Origin of the sequence: Aedoeadaptatus ivorii (genome assembly GCF_900638585.1) — a bacterium.
GTDB lineage: Bacteria > Bacillota > Clostridia > Tissierellales > Peptoniphilaceae > Aedoeadaptatus > Aedoeadaptatus ivorii.
The window spans coordinates 29792-44494 of sequence record NZ_LR134523.1 but is presented as its reverse complement, the minus strand read 5'-3'; the positions used below and the strand labels follow the sequence as shown (position 1 = coordinate 44494).

Sequence of the window (14703 nt, the reverse complement as noted above, 5' to 3'; positions counted from 1 at the left end):
TTCTCCTTTACAATTCGATACAGCGGCAGGGCACCTTGGGGGTCGCCACCTGAAGCATAAAATCGACGCCTTCGTAGACCGAGTTTTCGGCGAGGGCCTCCCGGGCGGAACGCGCCGCCAACAGCGGCAGATTGTTCTCGCCGGACAGATGGGCGAGAACCACGTGCTCGCCCTTTTTTTCTAAGAGCCCCGACAAGAGCTCGGCGCAGTGGTCGTTGGACAAGTGCCCCCGGGTAGAGGCGATCCGCTCTTTTAACACGCGAGGGTAGGGCCCATTTCGAAGCATTTCGGTATCGTGATTGCTCTCCAAATAATACAGATCGCTGCCGCGCATCTTCTCGAGCATATCGGTATTTACCCAGCCGGTGTCGGTAAGATGCGAGATCTTCTTGTTCCCCGCCGAGACCACAAAGCCGCAGCCTTCCGCCGCGTCGTGGAACAGAGGCATGGGATAGACCGAAAGGTCCCCGTAAAAGAAGGGCTTTCGGCTCTCGAACACCGCGCGTTTCTTTTCGTCGATGTGTTTTACGGTCTTTTCCATGGCGAGCCAGGTATTTTCGTTGGCAAAGACCTCGAGATGGTATCTGCGCGCCAAAATCCCCACGCCCTTGACATGGTCGTTGTGTTCGTGGGTGACGAAGATCGCATCTAAAGTGGCGGGATCGACCCCGATGGCACGCAGATTGTTTTCGATGGCTTTGCCGCTTAGGCCGCCGTCTATGAGTATTTTCTTTTCTTTGGTTTCTATATATTGGCAGTTTCCGCTACTGCCGCTGGCCAATGAACAAAACTTCATATTTTCCTCCGATGTCTATTATAACAGAAGAAAAACAGTATACTTACCCCCGCGGCGGATTATACGATGTTTTTAGCGGCGGGCGCAAGGAGCAGCAAAATTAAGGTCGCGACCCCCAAGAGCACGATGCTGCCCCCGGGCTTTAGGCCGAATGCATAGGATAGGATCAGCCCCGCTTCGGTAAAGAGGACGCCGAAGATCGTCGAGGCGATATGGGTCTTTTTGTAGCTGAGCTTAAGCTGCAGCGCACAGGATACGGGGAGCACCAAAAGCGACGAAATGATCAGCACCCCGACGGTGCGTGCCGAGATCGCCACGGTAAGGCCCGTCAATACGACGAAGAGGCCGCTTAAAAAATCCGTGGGAATGCCCGCCAGGCGCGCCCCCACCGGATCGAAGGACAGGTACAGGAGCTTTTCATAGCCGAAGTACAAAAAAGCGAGTACCGCCAGGGCGACGGCGAGGATCATATAAAACTCGAAATCGCCGATGGCGACGATGGTGCCGAAGAGAAAGGACTCGAAATTCGCCCCGCCCCGCACAAATCCCGATAGAAGCGAAGCGAGCCCCACCCCGGCGCTCATCAAAATCGCCGTGGCGATCTCGCCGTAAGAGGGAAATCGGCGCCGAATCCACTCCATCGAAAAGGCGGCGAAGACGCAGGTGAGGATCGCCCCCGCCACGGGGTTAAAACCCAAGAGCAGCCCCAGCATGACCCCGGCGAGGGAAACGTGGCTGAGGGCATCTCCGATCATAGAGAGCCGCCGGTTGACGATCACCACGCCCATAGAGGGAATCACCAAGGAGAGGGCGAGCCCGATCAAAAGCGCGCGACGCATATATTCGTATTGTAAGATGTCCGCCATCAGTTCCCCCTCTTTTCTATGCGCCCGTCCTCGAGGACGTAGATGTCGTCGACGGCGCCCTCGATCAGATGCAGTTCGTGGGTGATCATAAGAATGGTGATTTCGTGGTCCCGGTGCAGGTGTAAGAGGAGCTCGAAAAGGGACGCCCGCGCTTCGTGGTCGATCCCCGTAGTGGGCTCGTCGAGCAACAACACCTTCGGGAGCGAAATCAGCGCCTTGGCGATCAACACCCGCTGGCGCTGGCCGCCGGATAGCGCCCCGTATAGGCGTTCGCCGAAACCCTCGAGTCCCACCAAACTCAGCGCGTCGTCTCTACGGCGGCGCCGCTCCGCGCGGGAAAGCTTCTCGCCGTAGTTGCCCAAATCGATCAGCTCCGCCACCGTAATAGGAAAGTCGTAGGCGGTCACCGTAAGCTGGGGCACATAGCTGACCTCCGAAAAATCCGCCTCCTCGCGCACCGGCTCGCCCAAAAAGCGGATCTCGCCGGCATCCGGCGTCTCGATCCCCAACAAGAGGCGCACAAAAGTAGACTTGCCGGCGCCGTTTGCGCCGATCAATACGAGAAAATCTCCCTGATTGACAGAGAGATTTGCCCCGCGAAGCACCACATTTTTCCCGTAGGAAAAATGCAGGTCTTCGATTTCGTAAATGTGTTTCATCGCAATCCGTTCTCCAATGCATCGAGATTCTTCTGCATTCGGTCGATATAGCTGCTGTCGGATTTGTATTCCATCGGATCCAACTCCACGACTTTCACGTCGTCCCCCGCCTCTTTGGCGACGGCCTTGGCGATATTGTCGTTCTTTTCGGGCTCGGTAAACACCGTCTTGATGCCCTTTTCGCGCATATGATCTACGATTTCTTTCATCGTCTTGGGATCCGGCTCCCCTTCGGAGTTGATGCCCTCGATGGGAATCTGCTTCAGATCATAGGCGGCGGCGAGATAGCCGTAGGCCTCGTGGCTGACCACCATTTCCCGTTGGGAAATGTCTTTCAGGCCCTTCTGCAGCGCTTCGTCCATGCGTTGTAATTTTTCTTCTAAGCGTTTGTAGTTGCCCTCATAGGTCTCGGCGCCGTCGGGATCCTTTTGTTTGAGCGTCCGGGTGATGTTTTTCGCCATCACCAGCGCGTTTTCGGGCGCCATCCAAACGTGGGGATCCTTGCCGCCGTGATCGTGTTCGTGTTCCGCCGCGTCGTGGCCGTGCGCGTCGGCGTCGTGTTCGCGGGCGTCTTCCCCGTCGTGGTCGTGGTGATGGCCGCCGGCGAGGAGTTCAATTCCCTCCGAAGCCTCGGCCACCGCTACGGTATCGGGAAGCTGGTCGATTAAGGTGTCGGTCCAGGATTCCAATCCCGCTCCATTGTAGAGGAAGACGTCGGCTTCGTTTAATGTATTTATATCCTTCGGCGTCGGTTCAAAACCATGGGTTCCCTCGCCCTCGGGAATCAGGCAGTGCACCTCGGCGCGCTCGCCCGCAATTTCTCGCGCCAAATCCTCCAGAATAAAGGTCGAAGTGACGACCCGGAGCCCTTCCGCCTTTTTGTCCGCGCTGTTTTCTACCGTCGCAGTCTCTTTCGGCGCTTCGGCATCGGCATTTTTGCCCGCACCCGCCGCACAGCCCGCGAGCAGCAAACAGGACATGCCAATCGCGATCCATTGTTTCATTCTCATATAGCCTCCTTTAATAGAAATCATTACTACTTAATGAGCAGTATATCAGAAACCCCCGCGTTTCGATAGTTTTTTGAGAAAATCCACTTATTTCACATAAGATAACTTTCTTTTTCCGATTAAATCGATTAATATAAATATATGCGAAACAGATTTGAGGTGTAAAGTGAAAGAAATTCTACGACAACGCGGATTGAAGGCGACGCGCGGCCGCCTGCAGGTTCTGAAGCTGATGCAGCGATCCAATCGCCCCATGAGCGCATCGGAGGTATACGCCGCGATCTCGGATACCGCCTGCTCTTCTCTGTCTACGGTCTACCGCATCTTAAACCAGCTCACGGAAGTGGGGCTGTTGGAGGCGAGTATGCACAAGGACGAGGTTACTTATTACGAATACAAGACCGAAGTACACAACCACTATATCGTATGCTCCGAATGCGGCAAATTTACGCCCATTCGCGACTGTCCCCTGGACGCCTTGGACACGCATATCGTCGCCTCCACCGGCTACGATATCACCGGCCACCTGTTCCAGTTGCAGGGCATCTGCCCCGACTGCCAGAAGGCGAATCCATAATGTCCGTCTTTCGGGAACCATGACGATCCGGCTGTATCGCCGGGTCGTTTTTGTTGGAAACTTTACACAAATTTTATAAGGGGCGGCGAAAAAATCTCAGCTTCCGGGGTAGGTAGTATATACGCGAACTACCCACCCCTAAGGAGGTTTTTATGACGCAAATGCTCGAAGTGTTCGTCGAATTCGACGGCAATGCCAAAGACGCTTTCGCTTTTTACCGCGAAGTATTCGATACCGACGCCCCGCAATTGATGCGGGTAAAAGACGCCCCCGCCGAAGGCACGGCCGGCATGGACCCCGAGGCGGTGATGTACGGCTCTGTGGCGATCGGAAAGACCCATCTCATGGGATCGGACAACTTTACCGGAGACTACGCCGCGCCCCGGGGCATGTATTTGAGTTGGGGATCGACCGATGCCGATGAGGTGGATGCCGTATGGCAGGCCTTTATCGAAGCCGGCAGTACGGTGGAAATGGACCTGGGCGAGACCTTTTGGTCGAAGAAATACGGAATCTTGCGGGATCCCTACGGCATCGGCTGGATGCTCTCGCTCTATTCGCCCGAAGATGCGCAATAAAAAAGGATCTCTGTTTTTACAGAGATCTTTTTCTATGCCCGCTGTTTGCGAAAATACAGGGCCAATGCGATGCCCGCAGCGGTAATCGCCATATTGAAGAGGACGACATAGACCGGCCCCTCGGCCCCCGCCGCGCGGCTGATTCGCGCCGCCGCGTCCAATACAACATAGTTGGCGACAGAGGAGGCGATCATCACCGTCGAGGTGATTTTTCCCTTGTGCCGGGGGTAGAGCTCGTTGGCCGTCGCCACCACCAACTGGAGCACGCCGCCGGCGCCGCCATAGCCGATCAAAAATGCCGCGACCAACACAGAAAGCGGCGTGCGCACGAAGTAGACCAGCGCCAATGCGGCCAAACAAAGGGCGGGATAGAGGACCAATACGTCTTCCTCTCGCATTTTTTTAAGTACGAATCCCGCCGTGGCGAGGATGGCGAGTATGGTCCCCAGGGCATAGACCGACTGGATCTTCGATGGATCCGCCACGCCGTAGAGCGCACCCAGTTCCTGATTGCAGTTCAGCCAGAGAATAAAAGTGGCCGTGGCGGTAAAGCCCATGGCGACCAGCGCCGGCGCGCCTTTTTTGATGCCCATGGCGCCCGTCTCGTCCTTTCCCTTTCCGCCTTCTTTCGGGGGGAAGGGCAAAAAGAGGAGCAATACGCCGTCGATGGCGATAAGGGCCGCCATGCCATAAAACAGCGCGCGGAAAGAAAGCTGTGTACGTGCGGCAAAGCCGATCATAAAGGGCAGGGCGAACTGCCCGATCGACATGGCGAATTTCGTAAACATATTGGCCCGTGGTCCCCGGCTCCCGAAGATCTCGAGGATCGAGGGGGTGACACAGGTGTCGAGAAAAGAATTGGCGATGCCGCCGGCCAGGGCCCAAATATAGGCGACACGCGCCGAAGGCGAAAGCGCCGCGCCCAAAAAGAACAGGGCATAGAGCACGACGCCGATCAGGCCCGATGTCTTTCTGCCGAAGCGGTCCGATACCGGCCCCGCCACGGGGAGCGCGATCAAGCGCCCGAGTCCCAAGGCGGCGATCACGCCCAGTACCGCGGCCACATCGCCGCTGCCCCAGGCCCCGGCGAGTTCCGTCTTGTACTGAGAAAGAATCGAAACGCCGATGCCGTGGACGAAGTAGGTAAAGTACAGGGCGAGGGCGGTGCATATGTACGGATTGCGACGGTGGGTTTCCATAGATCCTCCTTACGATATGTATCCACACAAAAAGGGCGACCGCGTGGTCGCCCCTTTTGCGACTTCAAAAGTCGAATCGATGGAGTGCCTTTCCGATATTTGGTAAGCAACAGTAAGTAAGAAACAACAAAAGGCTAGGAGTAAGCAGGCATCATTCCCATCGATTGCATACATTATGCCATGAAAACCCTGTCCCGTCAACCGATTCGCCGATCTTTCTTACTGCATTTTGCTACATTCTCGCCACGCTCCGAAGCGTGTCGTAAATCGCTTCGGTCATGGCGCGAAACTCGTCGGGCGTCTGCTTTTTTCGCACCGTCACGCCCGGGCGTTCCAGGGAGAGGGCGGGAAAGAGAAATCCGTCTTCGATCTCGACGGAAAAGAAGACCCGAGGGTGTTCGATCGCCGCCTCAAATCCGAAGCTGTCCCCTTCCAAAATGGCGCTACACGCCTCCGCGATCGCCTCCAGCTCGCCGAATCGGAAAAAGCTCTCTTCTTCGGTGCCGCCCGCCGCGCCGTCGTCCCAGGTAATGCGGCAAATCAAATAGTCCGTCTGATAGGGCATCCCCGCGCCCCAGCCCGGCGGATATTCGTATTCCAAGACCTCAACGCCGATTTCTTTATTTCCCTGTTTCAGATCCAGCATCGTCTCTCTCCCCCGTCACCAAATGAAAACCCTGTTCCTCTGCGATCACGGCAAGCTCGGCGCGCTTTCGGGTCGCCTTCTCGAGGCGCGTAACCACCTGATCGGTAAAGGAATCTACGCGGCGGTTGGCATCGCGCAAATCGTAATAGGTCTTCATTTCCTCGTCGTAATCGGCGAGTACGTCCATATAGTTGTCGTATTCCCGGTAGCGATCGGTAAAGAACTTAAATTCCAAGGGCATACGCGGCTTCAGCTGCGGCTCTTGGTTCGGCACCCCGAAACCCAGACCCACCACCGGGAAGGTGAGGCGGGGCAGATCCAAAATCTCGATAATCTTTCGCGCATCGTTTAGGATGGAACCCAAAAACACCGCGCCGAGTCCCGCGCGCTCTACGGCATTGGTGACATTCTGCGCCGCCAATGCCGCGTCGGTAAAGCCCTGAAAGAACCGGTCCGCGTCGGCTTCGGCCTCGAGTTCGTAGCCCTGTTCCCGGGCGATGCGGCTGTTTCTATACACGTCGACGACAAAGATCCACAGCTCCGGCGCCCGGGCGATGTATTCCTGTGCGCCCACTTCGGCGATGGCTTCTTTGGTCTTTTCGTCGGTGATCCGGATCACGGAATAGGCCTGCATGCCCGTCGCCGTGGCGGTGCGGTTCATAATGTCTTTGAGCACTTCCAAAAGCGCGGGATCTACCGGCTCGTCCTTAAACTCCCGTATGGTACGGTGCTCCAGTTGCTCTCGTAACAGTTCCTCATAGCGCATGGACTTATCCCTTCCCTCTCTTATATTTTAGGTATTTGATCCACATTTCTCCGATTTCCGCGCTCGCCTCCAGATTTTTAAGCTGCAGGCGCAGCAAAGTCTCGAAGGAATCCGCCATTAAGCGGTCCAACTCGTCGTCCCCCGAACGCCTGAGGGGCCGGGGGTCTTTTTTGTCGTAGAGCTCGATAATCATTTCTCCGGGACCCGAAGTCTCCCGGTGTTCTACCTCGACGGCGATGGGCTTTCGGGGAAAGAGCGGCACCAGCTCGTAAGACGGCCGGGTGGCGGGCAGGCGCAGCGCAAGCCCCGCCCCCGGATCGACATCCGCCGCCCCGAAGATCGCGTCGGTATCGGGAAACCGGCTCGTATCTTCTTCTATACCCATATCATGCAAAATCAAGCCGCCGGGATACACCGCCTGCACCCGATACGCCCGCGCCGTGCGATCGATCAGCCACAGCACGTCCCCGGGCGCCATCCGCTCGCTATAATCCGATTCGGTCTCCAGCCTGCCGTTCTCGTCGGGCAGGCGCGAACTTTTCAGATACCATTCCCGTCTCTCGTCTTCCATCGTACACTCCTCCGGCCGTTCTTTATGTAGCAAGAAAAAGGGTGCCGCCAAGGCGACACCCCCTGTAGTTTGCCTTTATTTTGCGTTTTCGTTCACCCATTCACGAGACTTTTCTACGGCGTCTTCCGTCGGCTTTTCTACGCCGGTCTCGGGGTCTTTGCCTTCGAGGTTACCGTACACGTCGGAAGCCGGTGCGTCCGGGTTTTGGTTTTCTTGTTCTCTTCTGGATTTTGCTTCTTTTGCTTTTTGTTCAGACATTGTTGCCTCCTATTGCCTATTTGTGATACACATGACCGCTTCGAATCCTACTCGCTCGGTAAATTTGCTCGAGGAGCACGGCGCGAATCAGGGTATGGGGCATCGTCATTTTCGAAAAGGAGAGGAGCAGATCGCCCCGCTCTTTTACCGCACGACTCAGCCCCATACTGGAGCCGATGACAAAAACCATATCTCCCCAGCATATATCCATCATATCATAGAATGTTTCGGAAAATGCCACGGAATCGTATTGCCTGCCCTCTATGGCGAGGACGATCACCGTATCCTGTGGCCGGATCTTCTCGAGAATACGCGCGCCTTCTCGTTCCAAAACGCGCGTCCGCTCGAGATCCGAGAGTTTTTCCGGCGCCCGCTCGTCTTTTAGGGCAACGACCTCCAGATCCATATAGGCGCCGAGGCGTTTTTCGTACTCGCCGCACAGCGTCCGCAAAGACGGTTCCTTCAGCTTGCCCAAAGCTACGATGCGAACCTTCACGATCAGATAAGCTTCTTCACTTCTTCCAGTGCTTTGTCATAATCCGGATGGTTGGTGACTTCTTGCACATATTCTACATACTTTACCTTGTCGTCAGCGCCGACGATCACGATGCCGCGGGTCAATAGGCGCAGGCCGTCGATCAAAAATCCGTATTTCTTACCGAAGTCCAGATCTCTGTGGTCGCTCACCAGCTTTGCCCGGTCGATCCCCTCTGCAGCGCCGAAGCGTTCCTGTGCAAAGGGAAGGTCATTGGAAATGGTGATCACGTGCACATTGTCGCCGAGTTTGGTCGCCATTTCGTTAAAGTTTTCCGTCTGCAGCGCACATACGCCGGTGTCGATAGAAGGAACGACGGAATAGATACGAACCGTGCCGTTCAATTCCTTCGAATCGAAGGGAGTCAAGTCGTTATTCAAAGCCACGAAATCAGGGGCCGTATCGCCGACCTTGATCTCTTCACCGGCGATGGTAATCGGATCTCCGCCAAATGTAATGTTTTCTCTAGACATTGTCTTACCTCCTCAGTCTAATTGGTATGCTTATGTATGAACTATATCCGAAAAGGGAAGAATTAAACACGCGGGGCACAAATCTCACAAAAATTTCGAAGGCCGATTCGCGCAAACGCCCCTTCGCGGTCGCCGAAACGCGGCGCTTGTACTATAATATGTAAGAGAAATACAAGGAGGCAATATGGAATATAAGCACAGAGCCGTCGTTATGGGCACAAACTACTATATCGGCCTGGCCATCGTCCGCAATCTCGGACGCCACGGCATCCCCGTAACGACCATGGACTACGAACCCTCTCCCTACGGGATCAGCCGGTACGCCGACGAAGCCCTGTTGGTGCCCCACTACGAAAAGGAAGAAGAAAAGCTGATCGAGACCATGGTAGAATACGCCGAGAGTCTCGACGTAAAGCCCGTTCTCTTCCTCTCCAGCGACCCCTATGTGGAGTTTTTGGACCGCAACTTCGAGGTCTTAAAAAAACATTATCTCTTCGCCACCGAAGAAGCGGGGCTCCTCTCCCGCCTGATGGACAAAGATATCCTCGTCGAATACACCGATCGCTACGGCATCCCCACTCCGGAAAAAATACTCTGTAACGAAGACAATCTCGTAGAACGGGTGGCAAAAGAGATCGGCTACCCCTGTATCTTAAAGCCCAAAAACTCCGCCGAATTCGTACGGATGTTTCGGGAAAAGGCGTTCTTCCTCGAAGACGAGGCCATGCTCAAAGACAAGATCGGCCGCATCGACGACCTCTCTTCCTGCTTTATACAGCGCATCATCCCGGGCCCGGAGAGCAATTGTTACAGCGCCGACGTCTATTACGGCCCCAACACCGAATTGATGGGCTATCTCACCACCGAAAAAATTCGCCAATGGCCCAACAACTTCGGGGCCAGTACCTACGCCAAGCAAAAGTGGATCCCCGAACTGATCCCCCTCGTCGATCCCCTCTTTCAGGGCGTCGACTTTCGCGGGTTTGCCGAAGTGGAGCTCAAGCGCGACGAATTCAGCCAAAAAGTCTATCTGATCGAAATCAATGTGCGCTTTATTAACTTTACCGAAATGCTCTGCCACCTCGGATTCGAGACCCCCTATATGCACTATATGGACGTGACCGGCGGCGAAATTCCTAAAAAATTTATCCGCCACGACACCAACTGCCATTGGAAATACAAACACGAGGACATCTCTGCCGTACGCGGGTACTTGAAGAGCGGCCAAATGAGCCCCGCAAAAATCATCTCCGATTACCGATTCCGCAAAGTCAACTCCACCTGGGCGTGGGACGATATGGGACCGGGTTTTCACTACTTCGGCCACCTGGTGGGAAAGGCGCTGAAAAAAATTCCGGCGCGACTCGCTCGAAAAAAATAAGAAAAAACGATGCACGTGCACTGACCTCCAAAAGTTGGACCTAGAAAACCAACTTTTGGGGTCTTTTTATAGCAAAATACAGTTATGAATTGAAGCGTAAAATTGTGTATGAATATTTAAGCGGAAAAGCAAGCTATCCGCAACTTGAAAACAAGCACGGTATAGACAGTGGATCAACTTTTTCCTATAGATTTATGAATATATTATTTTCCCGTGAATTATTCTCAATTATTCTATAAATTATATCAATTTCTCTTTAATTTAAGTCTTGCTTACCGTATTATATTGTTAAAGATGAACAACGAGATGTCGTGGCTGAAATAGAGAAAGGTCAAACCGTTGTTGTTAAGGGCGAAGTTACGGATGTCGGAGAGGTCCTCGGATACTCCATGAAGGTTGACAGTATCGCTGCACAATAATACCTTAAAGATATTGTACGGAAAACAAAGACAATAACCACGGATCTAAGCAGGATTTCAAGCGAGATTTCACTCCATATAGCAAAAACATAAAACTATAAGCATGAAAAAACCGGCTCCATTGCAATACTGTCGCAATGAAGCCGGTTTTACTTTGGCGGAGCGGGTGGGATTCGAACCCACGTGCCCGTGAAGGCAAACTGATTTCGAGTCAGCCCCGTTATGACCACTTCGATACCGCTCCGTATGGCGCAAAGCCGGAACACTTCTATTATACAAGAAAATCACTTGTTTTTAAAGTGCGATTTACAATGCGCCCGTATTTTTAGTATTGAACGTGGATGGCCGGGTTGATATTTTTGCCGTTTTCGATGATTTCAAAGTGCAGGTGGGGTCCGGTAGAGCGTCCGGTGCTACCCATCTTTCCGACGGATTGTCCCTGTCCTACCATATCGCCCACCTTGACGTCGACGCGGCTCAAGTGCGCGTAGCGGGTCTTGTATCCGTTTTGGTGGTCGATTTCGACGAGGTTGCCATAGGTACCGGCACGTCCGGCGCGGGTAATGACGCCGCCGTCGGAGGCGATGATGTCGGTCCCGACGCAGTTGGCGACATCGATGCCGTAGTGGAAGCGTCCCCAACGCGGTCCGTAAGGAGAGGTGAGGCGACCCACGGCGGGGTGAATAAAGCTGTTGGTCTGTGCGCCCTTTTTGGTGCCCACGAGGACGACTTCCGCAACGGGTTCAGCGCTCATGCGGCTGTCTTCGGTGACGGAAGAGACGATGCGGCCGTCGACTTTGGTGGTCAGCACGCGGCTTTCCATTTTGCCATTTACGCCGGCTTGTTCGACGGTTTTTTGGTTTTCAAAGCGTTCCGGGTCTTCCTTGGTCACGGTGGCGAAGGGAATGTCGGTCACGGTGGTGGCGATCTCTTCGATTTCCGCCTTGATCATGGGCGCCGGTTGCAGGACGACGAGTTTGGTGCCCTTGGTAACGGGGTCTTCCCAGTTTTCGTTCAAGGCCTTGATCTCGTCTAGGGTCATTTTAAAGCGCTTTGCGATGGATTCCAAGGATTCGGTCTCTTCGGCGACATACAATGCCTCTTCGCGGCCGCCTTGGGTCAGAAGCACAAAGGCTTCGTCGACGGTCTTTACATCGCCTTCTTCGGCGCCGCTATCTTTGACCGAGAGGGCAGGTTCCAGTCGGAAGTTTACGATCTCGGATCCTTCGGTTTGGAAGCTCTTTTGTAATTTTTGAATTAAGGCTTCGTAATCTTTTTGACTCTGCATGCGGAAGGTCGGATTGTCGCCGACGTATACGGTGACTTCCGATGCCTTTTTTGCTTCGGTCGCGTTTTCCGTCGCGGGACGTGCGGCGATATCCTGTGCCGATGCGGCGAGGGCGGTGCTATGTAACCCGCCGAATGCCAGGGCTACGGCCAATCCCGCCGTGACATATGCTCGTTTCATTTCATATCTCATCTTCATCCAACTTTCTAATATCATTCTGTGAAAATTAATTCCTGAAAAAATAAAATGCGCTTCGTTACTTTTTTGTAACTCTTTCGACGCGCGAGATCTATTATAACAGAGATTTCACCGCTGTCTATGGCGAAATCGGGTCAGAATGATTACAGTTGAATGACATACGTATGCAAAATGTTCGTAAAGTTCCGCCCGTCCTCTTTATCTTCTCTTTACATATACAAAAAAAACGAGAGGATCGCGTTTCGTGTGGTAGATATATTTGCGCATAAAAAAAGAAGGCCGAAGCCTTCTTTTTTCTGCGAATGGAGTGTATGGCGCGCGTTAAATGGCGCAGGGACTGTAACCGCAGTCGGCGCACTCCGCGCAGCCGCCGCTGTGGTGCATGCTGCCGCCGCACATGGGGCAGACGTCGGGGTTTTCGCTCATCTGTTTGGCGACTTCCCGATTGAGCTCGTCCTGCAGCTCTTGTATGCGGTCTTTGCCGTCTTTCTTTTCCTCGGTGATCAGAATGCCGCTGCGGGCACAGCCGTCCCGATAGATGGTAACGCCCTTAAGGCCCATTTCCCAGGCGTAGACGTAGAGGTCTTCTACCTCTTCGACGGTAAATTCTTTGGGCACGTTGACGGTAGAGGAGATGGACGCGTCGATAAATTGTTGCCAGGTGGACTGCACATTGATCCGGTCTTTGTAGTTCAGATTGGACGTGGTAATGACGTAATCCGGCAGCTCGTCCTCCTGAGAGAGGCCCTTGGCTTCCATCAGATCGCGCACGATTTCGGTATAGACCGTATAGAAGGTGTCCTCTGCGTGGAGGGATTCGGATTTTCGCACATACGAGATTTGGAAGATGGGCTCGACGCCGTTGCTGCACCCGATCAAAGTCGAGATGGAGCCGGTGGGCGCGATGGTCAAGAGCTGCGAATTTCTGAGCCCGTACTCTTCGATCAGCGCCAGTACGTCGTCGTCGGCATTGGCGCGGATAAATTCCGCCTGCAGCACCTTTTCGCCCCGGTAGCGGGGGAAGGGGCCGTCCTCTTTGGCCAAAAGGGCGGACTGCCGCAGCGCCTCGTTGACCAATACCCGACCGATTTGGTTGATCAGGCTCAACGATTCCGGCGAGCCGTAGCGGATGCCCATTTTAATAAACATATCCGCCAAGCCCATAATGCCCAGGCCGATCTGGCGAAGCTCTCTCGACAGGCGCTTTTGGTCTTCCAACGGGTGAAGCTGCATGTTTTCGTCGAGGACTTCGTTCAGGTAGACGACGCCTTCGCGCACCAATTTGCCGAAGGCTTCGAATTCAAAGCGCGCAAATTTGCTGAAGGGGTATTTGACGAATTGCCCCAGATTGATGCTCGAAAGATTGCAGGAGCCGAAGGCCGGCAGCGGCTCTTCCGCGCAGGGATTGACCCCGGCATAGGAAAAGCTCTCGTCTTCGCTCATAATGTGCCACGCATTGATGCGGTCCTTGAACAGGACGCCGGGTTCGGCCATGTCCCAGTTGTTAAAGGCGATGTTGCGCATAATTTCGCGCGCACTGACCTCTTTGTCGATCACCTCTCCGGTGGCTTCCACCTCGAAGTGGAGCGAAAAAGGACGATCCGCCTTGTAGGCTTCGAAGAAGTCGTCGCCGAAGTTGACGGAAATATTGGCGCTGGTGACCTTGTCCAGGTCTCGCTTGACATTGATAAATTCCACGATGTCCGGGTGCGAGGCATCCATATTGAGCATCAGCGCCCCGCGGCGGCCCCGCATTCCGATCAGGCCGGTGGTGAGGGAGTAAAGGTCCATAAAGCTCACCGCACCGGTGGTAGAGGAGGCGGCGTTATTGACCCGCGCGCCTTTGGGACGCAATTTGTTTAAGGTCAGGCCCACGCCGCCCCCATAGCTGTAGGTACGCGCCATCCACTTGGCGGTATCGTAGATGGATTCGATATTGTCCTCCACCTGGGGCATTACGTAGCAGTTGGACAAGGTGATCTTTTTGCCGTAGGCATCGAGGCCGCGTCCCGCCAAAATGCGGCCTGCGGGCATAAATTCCTTGTTGGCGATCGCCTTTTTGATGGCGGAGTTGCCCCCGCTTACCCGATCGAGGAATTCTTCAAAGGTTTCGGAATCGTAGCGGTACTTCTTTTCGTAAATGTCTCGCTGCAGATCCGTCATGGCCCAGCCGTGTTCTCTGAGCCGCGTCCGCTCTTCGCGGTACAGGATGTATTTCTTCGCCGTCTCCGGATCCTTCTGCATCAGCGAAAATTCGACGGCGTCTTGGATGGATTCGATGTCGATGATTTCTTCCCCTTGAAATCTGTCGCTGACATCCTGTGCCACCGCCCGGGAGATCGCACTGTCGATTCCCTTTTCCGTTTCCGCCATGGCTTTTTCTACGGCCACGACGATTTTTTCCGCATCGTAGCCGACGATTCGGCCGTTTCTCTTGCGAACTTCCATGTTTTCCCCCTAGTCACAATCGTACTTATCCACAA

At 54.3% G+C, this 14703-nt stretch carries 16 protein-coding genes and 1 tRNA gene; 3 read left to right on the top strand and 14 right to left on the bottom strand.

Annotated elements, in window-relative coordinates; all coding sequences use genetic code 11:
• Window positions 1-7: 7 nt before the first annotated feature.
• From EL294_RS00250 to EL294_RS00235, 4 genes are read right to left on the bottom strand one after another with little or no spacing between them, the layout of a single operon-like run.
• Window positions 8-796, bottom strand: a complete 789-nt coding sequence (locus EL294_RS00250) for an MBL fold metallo-hydrolase (RefSeq protein WP_126464537.1) — start codon at window positions 794-796, stop codon at window positions 8-10.
• Between the two features lie 59 nt (window positions 797-855).
• Entirely contained in the window at window positions 856-1662 is an 807-nt protein-coding gene (locus EL294_RS00245; RefSeq protein WP_126464536.1) for a metal ABC transporter permease, read from the bottom strand.
• Complete coding sequence (locus tag EL294_RS00240; protein ID WP_126464535.1) at window positions 1662-2321, bottom strand: metal ABC transporter ATP-binding protein; 660 nt, start codon at window positions 2319-2321, stop codon at window positions 1662-1664. The genes EL294_RS00245 and EL294_RS00240 overlap by 1 nt, the downstream gene beginning before the upstream one ends.
• Window positions 2318-3325 (bottom strand): metal ABC transporter substrate-binding protein, encoded by a 1008-nt coding sequence (locus EL294_RS00235; RefSeq protein WP_164715149.1) that lies wholly within the window; start codon window positions 3323-3325, stop codon window positions 2318-2320. The genes EL294_RS00240 and EL294_RS00235 overlap by 4 nt, the downstream gene beginning before the upstream one ends.
• Before the next feature lie 172 nt (window positions 3326-3497).
• On the opposite strand from EL294_RS00235, the gene EL294_RS00230 reads away from it, so the two are divergent.
• Window positions 3498-3908 (top strand): Fur family transcriptional regulator, encoded by a 411-nt coding sequence (locus EL294_RS00230; protein WP_232006478.1) that lies wholly within the window; start codon window positions 3498-3500, stop codon window positions 3906-3908.
• A gap of 152 nt (window positions 3909-4060) precedes the next feature.
• Complete coding sequence (locus EL294_RS00225) at window positions 4061-4486, top strand: VOC family protein (RefSeq protein WP_126464533.1); 426 nt, start codon at window positions 4061-4063, stop codon at window positions 4484-4486.
• A gap of 32 nt (window positions 4487-4518) precedes the next feature.
• On the opposite strand, the gene EL294_RS00220 is transcribed toward EL294_RS00225, so the two are convergent.
• From EL294_RS00220 to tpx, 7 genes are all read right to left on the bottom strand, one after another.
• Window positions 4519-5685, bottom strand: a complete 1167-nt coding sequence (locus EL294_RS00220) for an MFS transporter (protein WP_126464532.1) — start codon at window positions 5683-5685, stop codon at window positions 4519-4521.
• A gap of 232 nt (window positions 5686-5917) precedes the next feature.
• The gene (locus tag EL294_RS00215; RefSeq protein WP_126464531.1) at window positions 5918-6331 is read right to left on the bottom strand and encodes a hypothetical protein; all 414 of its coding nucleotides are present in this window, start codon (window positions 6329-6331) and stop codon (window positions 5918-5920) included.
• Window positions 6306-7097 (bottom strand): nitroreductase family protein, encoded by a 792-nt coding sequence (locus EL294_RS00210; RefSeq protein WP_126464530.1) that lies wholly within the window; start codon window positions 7095-7097, stop codon window positions 6306-6308. Before EL294_RS00210 ends, EL294_RS00215 begins: the two co-directional genes overlap by 26 nt.
• Window positions 7098-7101: 4 nt before the next feature.
• Window positions 7102-7668: a hypothetical protein gene (locus EL294_RS00205; RefSeq protein ID WP_126464529.1), complete on the bottom strand. Its 567-nt coding sequence runs from the start codon at window positions 7666-7668 to the stop codon at window positions 7102-7104.
• Between the two features lie 75 nt (window positions 7669-7743).
• On the bottom strand, window positions 7744-7926 hold the full coding sequence (locus EL294_RS00200; protein WP_126464528.1) for a CDIF630_02480 family spore surface protein: 183 nt from the start codon (window positions 7924-7926) through the stop codon (window positions 7744-7746).
• Between the two features lie 16 nt (window positions 7927-7942).
• On the bottom strand, window positions 7943-8422 hold the full coding sequence (gene rlmH / locus EL294_RS00195) for a 23S rRNA (pseudouridine(1915)-N(3))-methyltransferase RlmH (protein ID WP_126464527.1): 480 nt from the start codon (window positions 8420-8422) through the stop codon (window positions 7943-7945).
• Between the two features lie 2 nt (window positions 8423-8424).
• Complete coding sequence (gene tpx / locus EL294_RS00190; protein WP_126464526.1) at window positions 8425-8934, bottom strand: thiol peroxidase; 510 nt, start codon at window positions 8932-8934, stop codon at window positions 8425-8427.
• 184 nt (window positions 8935-9118) lie between these two features.
• Between tpx and EL294_RS00185 the strand changes: the two genes are divergently transcribed.
• On the top strand, window positions 9119-10315 hold the full coding sequence (locus tag EL294_RS00185; RefSeq protein ID WP_126464525.1) for a carboxylate--amine ligase: 1197 nt from the start codon (window positions 9119-9121) through the stop codon (window positions 10313-10315).
• Window positions 10316-10889: 574 nt separating this feature from the next.
• On the opposite strand, the gene EL294_RS00180 is transcribed toward EL294_RS00185, so the two are convergent.
• From EL294_RS00180 to EL294_RS00170, 3 genes are all read right to left on the bottom strand, one after another.
• Window positions 10890-10978: transfer RNA gene (locus EL294_RS00180), tRNA-Ser, on the bottom strand.
• A gap of 81 nt (window positions 10979-11059) precedes the next feature.
• On the bottom strand, window positions 11060-12202 hold the full coding sequence (locus tag EL294_RS08075; RefSeq protein WP_197721092.1) for a peptidoglycan DD-metalloendopeptidase family protein: 1143 nt from the start codon (window positions 12200-12202) through the stop codon (window positions 11060-11062).
• Window positions 12203-12541: 339 nt separating this feature from the next.
• On the bottom strand, window positions 12542-14668 hold the full coding sequence (locus EL294_RS00170) for an adenosylcobalamin-dependent ribonucleoside-diphosphate reductase (protein WP_126464523.1): 2127 nt from the start codon (window positions 14666-14668) through the stop codon (window positions 12542-12544).
• Between the last annotated feature and the right edge of the window lie 35 nt (window positions 14669-14703).

Excerpts from the sequence above, each read along its gene's own strand:
- EL294_RS00215 (WP_126464531.1), bottom strand. The coding sequence starts at position 6,331 with ATGCTGGATCTGAAACAGGGAAATAAAGAAATCGGCGTTGAGGTCTTG.
- EL294_RS00205 (WP_126464529.1), bottom strand. The coding sequence starts at position 7,668 with ATGGAAGACGAGAGACGGGAATGGTATCTGAAAAGTTCGCGCCTGCCC.
- EL294_RS00185 (WP_126464525.1), top strand. The coding sequence starts at position 9,119 with ATGGAATATAAGCACAGAGCCGTCGTTATGGGCACAAACTACTATATC.
- EL294_RS00235 (WP_164715149.1), bottom strand. The coding sequence starts at position 3,325 with ATGAAACAATGGATCGCGATTGGCATGTCCTGTTTGCTGCTCGCGGGC.
- EL294_RS00170 (WP_126464523.1), bottom strand. The coding sequence starts at position 14,668 with ATGGAAGTTCGCAAGAGAAACGGCCGAATCGTCGGCTACGATGCGGAA.
- EL294_RS00245 (WP_126464536.1), bottom strand. The coding sequence starts at position 1,662 with ATGGCGGACATCTTACAATACGAATATATGCGTCGCGCGCTTTTGATC.
- EL294_RS00220 (WP_126464532.1), bottom strand. The coding sequence starts at position 5,685 with ATGGAAACCCACCGTCGCAATCCGTACATATGCACCGCCCTCGCCCTG.
- EL294_RS00210 (WP_126464530.1), bottom strand. The coding sequence starts at position 7,097 with ATGCGCTATGAGGAACTGTTACGAGAGCAACTGGAGCACCGTACCATA.
- EL294_RS08075 (WP_197721092.1), bottom strand. The coding sequence starts at position 12,202 with ATGAAACGAGCATATGTCACGGCGGGATTGGCCGTAGCCCTGGCATTC.
- EL294_RS00225 (WP_126464533.1), top strand. The coding sequence starts at position 4,061 with ATGACGCAAATGCTCGAAGTGTTCGTCGAATTCGACGGCAATGCCAAA.
- tpx (WP_126464526.1), bottom strand. The coding sequence starts at position 8,934 with ATGTCTAGAGAAAACATTACATTTGGCGGAGATCCGATTACCATCGCC.
- EL294_RS00240 (WP_126464535.1), bottom strand. The coding sequence starts at position 2,321 with ATGAAACACATTTACGAAATCGAAGACCTGCATTTTTCCTACGGGAAA.
- EL294_RS00200 (WP_126464528.1), bottom strand. The coding sequence starts at position 7,926 with ATGTCTGAACAAAAAGCAAAAGAAGCAAAATCCAGAAGAGAACAAGAA.
- EL294_RS00250 (WP_126464537.1), bottom strand. The coding sequence starts at position 796 with ATGAAGTTTTGTTCATTGGCCAGCGGCAGTAGCGGAAACTGCCAATAT.